We start from the raw sequence: 6,634 nt of genomic DNA on the forward strand, positions 1-6,634 counted from the left end.
CGGACTCCGGCAAGCACATGCTGGCGCACGAGCTGACGCACGTGGTGCAGCAGCGGTCCGGCCCGGTCGAGGGCACGGACAACGGCGGCGGCGTGAAGGTCAGCAACCCGTCCGACCGGTTCGAGCGCGAGGCCGTCGCCACCGCGGACCGGGTCATGTCGGCGCCCGCTCCCGTGCAGCGCTGCGAGGACCACGGCAGCCATAGCGGCGGCGAGATGGCCGTGCAGCGCGAGGAAGCGCCCGCCGAGGAGGAGACAGCCCAGACGTTCGTGCAACGGGCCGAGGAGGAAGAAGAGGCGCCTGCCGAGTGACTCCCGCTAGCCGATCGGCGCCGGTGAGCTCGCTTCGGGAACCAGGACCGCGGGGGCGCCGGTGCCGTCGGCGGGCACGGACCACACGTCGTTGAGGCCGTCCTCGCGCTGCAGGGCGTAGGCGACGGTCCTGTCGTCGACCCACGCCGGCTGGTCGTCGACGCTGCGGCTCTCGGCCAGTTCGGTGATCCTGCGCGTCGCCAGGTCGAGCACCGACACGCGCCAGCCCTTCTGCGGGTCGCCGCCGACCGCCTTCTTGTAGGCGACGCGGGTGCCGTCGGGGGAGAGCGACGGGCACTCGACGTCGTCCAGGTCCGTGAGCGGGCGGACCGTGCGTGCCGCGAAGTCGCCTTCGAGCAGGTAGCGGTGGCCGCCGGTGGACATGGTGGCGTAGAAGTGGTTGTCGTCGGCCGCGAACGTGACGCCCCAGTAGTTCGTGTCGACGGGCCGCTGCGGCAGGCCCTCGACGGCGAACTCCTCCAGCGTCGTGACGAGCGCACCGGTCTTCGTGTCGAGGATGCCCGTGCTCGTGGAGAACCCGTTGGCCGCGTACGAGTGCCCGTCGACGAACAGCGTCCACGCCACCATCCGGCCGCTCGCCGAGACCCGCGTGCGGTTCGGGAAACCGGTCAGCGGAACGGTCTTCAGCTCTTTGAGGTCGCTGTCCAGCACGGCCAGTTCGCTGGCCTTGAGCGCGCCGACCGGCCGCAGGCAGGAGATCGTACCCGCGGCGGAGTACACACGGTCGCAACGCTGTTCGGTGACCTCGCGCGACCCGGCCGGGTCGGTGCGCGACACCGTGGAGAGCTTGCCGTTGCTCAGCACCATCAGCCGCGGTCCGGCGCCCGTCGGGACGGACTGCGCGGCGTTGTCCGGTGCGGCACCGGACAGCGCGGTGTAGCCGACGGCGACGCCTCCGAGCAGGACGGCGGCGGTCAGGGTGACGAGCAGGCGGCTGTTCATGATCGGCGTCCCAGCAGTGCGGCGGTGGTGACCAGGGCCAGGACGACCGCGACGGCGGCGGTCCTGGTGGCGGCCTCGGGGCTCCAGAACTGCCAGGCGAGACCGAACAGCACGGACGAACCGAGGTAGGCGAGCGCCTGTCCACTCTGGATCAGCGCGATGCCGGTGGTGCGCAGGCGTTCGGGCAGCACCGGGCCCGCCAGCGCCATCAGCACGCCGTCCGTGCAGGCGTAGAAGACGCCGTACAGCAGGACGACCAGCACGAGGAGCGGCCAGCCGCCCAACGGCCCGTGCAGGAGCAGGTAGACGGCGGTCAGCGCGCCGTAGCCGGCCAGCATGACCTTGAGCCGGCCGACCCGGTCCGCGAGCGCGCCCAGCGGTGCGGCGAGCAGCAGGTAGACCAGGCTCGTGCCGACGGCGAGCAGCGGGAACCAGCCGAACACCAGCCCCTCGCGCTTCTGCAGCAACAGGTACACGAACCCGTCGCCGATCGTGACCAGCCCGAGCAGTGCCGCGGCGAGCACGATCCTGCGGACGGCCGGGTCTTTCAGCAGCGCGAGTTTCAGCGGTTCCTTGCGCTCCAACGGTTCCGGCCGGTCGCGCACGTGGAGCACGAGGACCAGGACGCCGAACGCGGCGATGCAGAAGCTGGTGACGAACACCGCGTCGAACGACTGCGCCGAGGCCGCGAGCACGGCCATCGCGACCAGCGGCCCGGCGAACGCGCCGATGCCGTCCATCGCCCGGTGCACGCCGAACGCCCGGCCCAGGTCACCGCTGGGAGTGGAGAGGGTGATCAGCGCGTCGCGCGGCGCGGTCCTGAGACCCTTGCCCGCGCGGTCCGCGGTGATCACGAACCCGAGCGCGGTCAGCGAGCCGCCCGCGGCGAGCAGCCCGAGCTTGGCCACGGCGGAGAGGCCGTACCCGAAGCCCGCCACGGCCTTGCGGCGGTGCGTGCGGTCGGCGAGGTAGCCGCCCGCGAGGCGGAGCAGGGTGGTGGTGCCGGTGTAGACGCCGTCGACCAGCCCGTACGCGGCCGGGCTGAGCTGGAGGCCGATGACCAGGTACAGCGGCAGGACCGCGGCCACCATCTCCGACGACACGTCGGTGATGAGGCTGACCGTGCCGAGCGCGAAGACGTTGCGGCTCAGCCCCTTCCAGTTCGCCGTCCTGGGTTTGTCAATGGTGGACAGGTACATCATCGGCCCCCAACCCGGTTTCTGGCGTGCGGACGCGTCAGTGGCAGGTGGTGGTGCCGCTGTCGGTGTAGGTCTTGCCCGCCTCGGGGACGAACTGCCAGTCGAAGCTGCCGCTGTGCAACGTCAGCTTCAGCACGCCGCGCGTACCGGTGTTGCGGGCCTCGCTGTTCGGCTGGATCGTGCCGAAGCCGTAGGCACCGGCGCCGCCCATGCCCGCGACGAACGACCGGATGCCGCGCGCGGTGTCCAGGCCGCCGTCGGGGTTCATCGGGGCGAACCGCTCGTACTGGTGGTTGTGGCCGGTGACCACGACGTCGGCGTTGTAGTCGTACAGCGCCTGGAACAACGGCCTGGTGGCCGTCGAGGGCGCGTGGTTGGCGCCGCTGGTGAACAGCGGGTGGTGCCAGTACGCCGCGGTGCACGCCTTCGTGCTCGCCGCCAGGTCTGCCCGCAGCCACTGCTCCTGCGCGCTGCCCGCCGACATGCTGACGTTGGAGTTCAGCGACACGATGTGCCAGTCGCCGAGGTCGTAGGAGTAGTAGCCCCGCCCGGACGGACCGGCCAGCGAACCGAAGTAGTTGTAGTACCCCGTGGCGCCGCTGGTGTTGTAGTCGTGGTTGCCGGGGGAGGGCTTGGTGCGCGCCTTGTGCCGGCCCCACGTGGGGTCGTAGTAGTTGGCGAACTCGGACGCGGTGCCGTTGGTGTAGACGTTGTCGCCCGTGGTCCAGACGGTGCCCTGGATGTTGTCGAGCAGCGCGGCCGTGGCGGTGTCACCGGAACCGGAGTCGGAGATGTCGCCGGCGCCGACCCACACCGGGTCGCCCGGCGGCTGCGTGGCGCCGTCGGTGACCACGAGCTGCGGCGCGGTCGTGCCGGACTCGCGGGAGTCGTAGTCGGCGCCGTCCGTGCTGCTGGACGTGATCGCGATGCTGTAGGTGCCGTTGCCCGTGACGTAGCTCGTCACGTCGACCTCGTACCAGGCGTTGCGCGCGACCGACCCGAGCGTGCCGAGCGTGACGCCGTCGGCCGCGGGCTGGTTGTTCCAGGTGACGCCGGTCTCGGTCCAGCTGGCGTTGCTCGTGGCCCGGAACGTGCCGCCGCTGGGGCTTTCCGCGCCGGAGACGTCGTCGGTGTGGACGCGCAGCTTGGCGCTGCTGACCGTGCCGCTGGTCCCCGAGACCGTGAACTTGAGGAACGACCGCTTGACCGGCGAGCCGTCCGCGCCCAGCTGCCCGGACGTGCCGTAGTTGGTGCCGGTGGCGGAGTTGTCGACGTAGGTGTCGGCCGTGGGGGTGAACGTGGTGGTGGCCGCGTGGGCGGCCGTGGAGGCGGTGAGCGTGGCCGCCGTGACGATGACCGTGGAGAGCACGGCCAGGGGAGCCCTGCGACGTGACATGCCAGTCCTTGGTGTGGTGGGCGGACATGGGCCGTCGGCGAGAGTAGGGGCGATTTGGTTCGGTCACCAATGATCGTTCGGCGGCAGTTGGGTGAACGGTGGGAAAACCCCTCTGCGGGGTGACTGCCCTTTCGGGCAGCCGCGGGCTCCCTCCGGCACCGTCGCGGGGTCGTGTCGGGTTCGCCGTGATCGTCGCAGCATGGGTCGCACAGCATTCCGTACGACTTGGGAGGCCGTCGATGCCCACCTATCTCTCGCCGGGCGTGTACGTCGAGGAGGTGGAGGCAGGTGCCCGCCCGATCGAGGGCGTCGGCACCGCCGTCGCCGCGTTCGTCGGGTTCGCAGTCAAGGGTGAGTACAACACCCCGACCCTGGTGTCGAACTGGGCGCAGTACACCGAGAAGTTCGGCGACTTCGCCGAGGGCTGCTACCTGCCCCTGGCCGTCTACGGCTACTTCCTCAACGGCGGCACCAACTGCTACGTCGTGCGCGTCGGCGGCGACCGGTCCGCGGCCGCGCTGCCCGCCGGTCCGTCGGCCGTCCTGGGCGGCTACCGCGTCGCCGCGCGCGAGCTGACCGCGGGCAGCCTGTCCGTCGAGGTCGGCGACGCCGCGGGGGAGAACCCGCCGGACGACCGCTTCGCTTTGCTGGTCAAGGACAACGGCAAGGTCGTCGAGACGCACCAGGTGACCTCCAAGCGCGGCAAGGAGAACGTCGTCACCGTCGTGAACGCGGCGTCGAAGCTGATCACGATCGAGGAGGTCGCGGGCGCGGCGCTCGCCAAGCCGGACAAGACCTCCGCGGCGTTGCGCGAGGCCCCCGCGGCACCGCCCGTGCCGCGCAAGGTCGTGGCGGACGACTACGTGGGCGACGTCGCCGACCGCACCGGGTTCGGCGGCTTGGAGGCCGTGGACGAGGTCACGATGGTCTCGGTGCCGGACCTGATGAGCTCCTACCAGCGCGGCCTCATCACGCTGGAGGCCGTGAAGACCGTGCAGGCCGCGATGATCGCGCACTGCGAGCTCATGGGCGACCGCATGGCGATCCTCGACCCGCCGCCGGACCTCACGCCGGACCAGGTGAAGAACTGGAAGCAGGTCGAGGCGGGCTACGACTCGAAGTACGCGACCCTCTACTACCCGTGGATCAAGGTCTACGATCCGTCCACTTCGGACAACGTCTTCGTGCCGCCGTCGGGCCACATGGCCGGCGTCTGGGCCCGCACCGACGCCACCCGCGGCGTGCACAAGGCCCCGGCGAACGAGACCGTGCGCGGCGCCGTGGCGTTGCAGACGCAGCTGACCAAGGCCGAGCAGGAGCTGCTGAACCCCATCGGCGTCAACTGCATCCGCTCGTTCACCGGCCGCGGCATCCGCGTCTGGGGCGCGCGGACCCTGTCCTCCGATCCGGCGTGGCGCTACCTGAACGTCCGGCGGCTCTTCAACTCCCTCGAGGAGTCCATTCTGGACGGGACGCAGTGGGTCGTCTTCGAGCCCAACGACGACGCCCTGTGGGCCCGCATCCGCCGCACCATCGCCGCGTTCCTGGTGATGGAGTGGCGCAAGGGGGCCCTGTTCGGCCTGACGCCCGACGAGGCGTTCTACGTCAAGTGCGACCGCGAGACCAACCCGGCGGAGGGCATCGACCTCGGCCAGGTGGTCTGCGAGGTCGGCATCGCGCCGGTCAAGCCGGCGGAGTTCGTCATCTTCCGGCTCGCCCAGATGCAGGGCGGCACCAGTCTGGTCAACGAGTAAAGGCGGTTCATCGACATGGCACTCCCCGATCTCGACACGTCGGTAGGCCACTCGTTCGGCCTGGAGGTCGACGGCATCACGATCAAGCAGATCTCCGAGGTGACCGGCCTGAAGATGGAGCAGGACGTCATCGAACTCAAGCAGAACATGGCCGACGGCAAGTACGTCGTGAAGAAGCTGCCCGGCCGCATGAAGGCCGGCGAGGTCGTCTTCACCCGCGGCCTCACCTCCGACAACTCGTTCGAGAAGTGGGTGAAGGACTCCCGCTTCGGCAAGATGGGCAGCGCCCGCAAGAACGGCGTGGTCGTCGTCTACGACTACGAGGGCCAGGCCATCAAGCGCTACAAGATCATGCGCGCGTGGCCGAAGGCGCTGGAGATCGGCACGCTGAAGGCCGGCGACACCTCCGTGCTGACCGAGAAGCTGACGGTCACCTACGAGGAGATGGAAGTCGAGTGAGGCGCGCCTCCGCGGCTCCGGAGATGCGCACGGAGTTCGCCTTCGAGCTGCCGCGCGGCTACGTGGACGACTCGGGCGTCCTGCACCGCGACGGCGTGATGAGGCTGGCGACGGCCCGCGACGAGCTGATCCCGTTGCGGGACGACCGCGTCCGCGAGAACGCCGCGTACCTGACCGTCGTGCTGCTGGGTCGCGTGGTGGAGCGCATCGGCTCCGTGACCGACGTGCACGCCGGGGTCATCGAGAACCTGTTCGCCTCGGACCTGGCGTTCCTGCAGGACATGTACCGCCGCATCAACAGCGAGGGCCACACCCGTTCGCCGGTCGCGTGCCCGTCGTGCGGCCACGGCTTCGAGGTCGACATCGCGGGCGGGCGCCTGGGGGAATCGTGACGTACGCGCCGGACCGGCTGTACTCGGAGGTCGCGTACGTCGCCTACCACTTCCACTGGTCGCTCGACTCGATCCTGGACCTGGAGCACGGGGAGCGCCTGCGCTACGTGGAGGAGATCGGCCGGATCAACACGCGGATGTCGGCTGGTTCGGGTTCTGG

General features: G+C 70.2%; 8 protein-coding genes. 5 read left to right on the forward strand and 3 right to left on the reverse strand.

Translation table 11 applies throughout. The features are described 5' to 3' along the window. Positions 1-311: eCIS core domain-containing protein (locus VF330_RS15820; RefSeq protein ID WP_330852350.1), on the forward strand; the 311-nt coding region annotated here is incomplete at its 5' end. 6 nt (positions 312-317) lie between these two features. On the opposite strand, the gene VF330_RS15825 is transcribed toward VF330_RS15820, so the two are convergent. Genes VF330_RS15825 through VF330_RS15835 form a run of 3 tightly spaced genes read right to left on the reverse strand, consistent with a single transcriptional unit; the run spans position 318 to position 3,869 of the window. Continuing rightward, complete coding sequence (locus VF330_RS15825) at positions 318-1,274, reverse strand: hypothetical protein (RefSeq protein ID WP_330852351.1); 957 nt, start codon at positions 1,272-1,274, stop codon at positions 318-320. Beyond that, positions 1,271-2,473 carry an MFS transporter gene (locus tag VF330_RS15830; protein WP_330852355.1) on the reverse strand — a complete coding sequence of 401 codons (1,203 nt, stop codon included), beginning with the start codon at positions 2,471-2,473 and terminating at the stop codon, positions 1,271-1,273. Before VF330_RS15830 ends, VF330_RS15825 begins: the two co-directional genes overlap by 4 nt. Before the next feature lie 37 nt (positions 2,474-2,510). Further along, positions 2,511-3,869, reverse strand: a complete 1,359-nt coding sequence (locus VF330_RS15835; protein ID WP_330852352.1) for a DUF7594 domain-containing protein — start codon at positions 3,867-3,869, stop codon at positions 2,511-2,513. A 239-nt stretch (positions 3,870-4,108) separates the two neighbouring features. Here VF330_RS15835 and VF330_RS15840 point away from each other — a divergent pair, with 239 nt between their 5' ends. From VF330_RS15840 to VF330_RS15855, 4 genes are all read left to right on the forward strand, one after another. Next, complete coding sequence (locus tag VF330_RS15840; protein WP_330852353.1) at positions 4,109-5,623, forward strand: phage tail sheath family protein; 1,515 nt, start codon at positions 4,109-4,111, stop codon at positions 5,621-5,623. A 15-nt stretch (positions 5,624-5,638) separates the two neighbouring features. After that, on the forward strand, positions 5,639-6,082 hold the full coding sequence (locus tag VF330_RS15845) for a phage tail protein (RefSeq protein ID WP_330852354.1): 444 nt from the start codon (positions 5,639-5,641) through the stop codon (positions 6,080-6,082). A 23-nt stretch (positions 6,083-6,105) separates the two neighbouring features. Then, entirely contained in the window at positions 6,106-6,474 is a 369-nt protein-coding gene (locus tag VF330_RS15850; protein ID WP_330852356.1) for a hypothetical protein, read from the forward strand. Continuing rightward, the coding region (locus tag VF330_RS15855; protein WP_330852357.1) for a DUF6760 family protein at positions 6,471-6,634 on the forward strand (164 nt) is incomplete at its 3' end. The genes VF330_RS15850 and VF330_RS15855, both read left to right, overlap by 4 nt.

Source organism: Lentzea sp., assembly GCF_036380075.1.
GTDB lineage: Bacteria > Actinomycetota > Actinomycetes > Mycobacteriales > Pseudonocardiaceae > Lentzea.

Coding starts and splice junctions, on each gene's coding strand:
- VF330_RS15825 (WP_330852351.1), bottom strand. CDS start 1,274: ATGAACAGCCGCCTGCTCGTCACCCTGACCGCCGCCGTCCTGCTCGGA.
- VF330_RS15830 (WP_330852355.1), bottom strand. CDS start 2,473: ATGTACCTGTCCACCATTGACAAACCCAGGACGGCGAACTGGAAGGGG.
- VF330_RS15835 (WP_330852352.1), bottom strand. CDS start 3,869: ATGTCACGTCGCAGGGCTCCCCTGGCCGTGCTCTCCACGGTCATCGTC.
- VF330_RS15840 (WP_330852353.1), top strand. CDS start 4,109: ATGCCCACCTATCTCTCGCCGGGCGTGTACGTCGAGGAGGTGGAGGCA.
- VF330_RS15845 (WP_330852354.1), top strand. CDS start 5,639: ATGGCACTCCCCGATCTCGACACGTCGGTAGGCCACTCGTTCGGCCTG.
- VF330_RS15850 (WP_330852356.1), top strand. CDS start 6,106: ATGCGCACGGAGTTCGCCTTCGAGCTGCCGCGCGGCTACGTGGACGAC.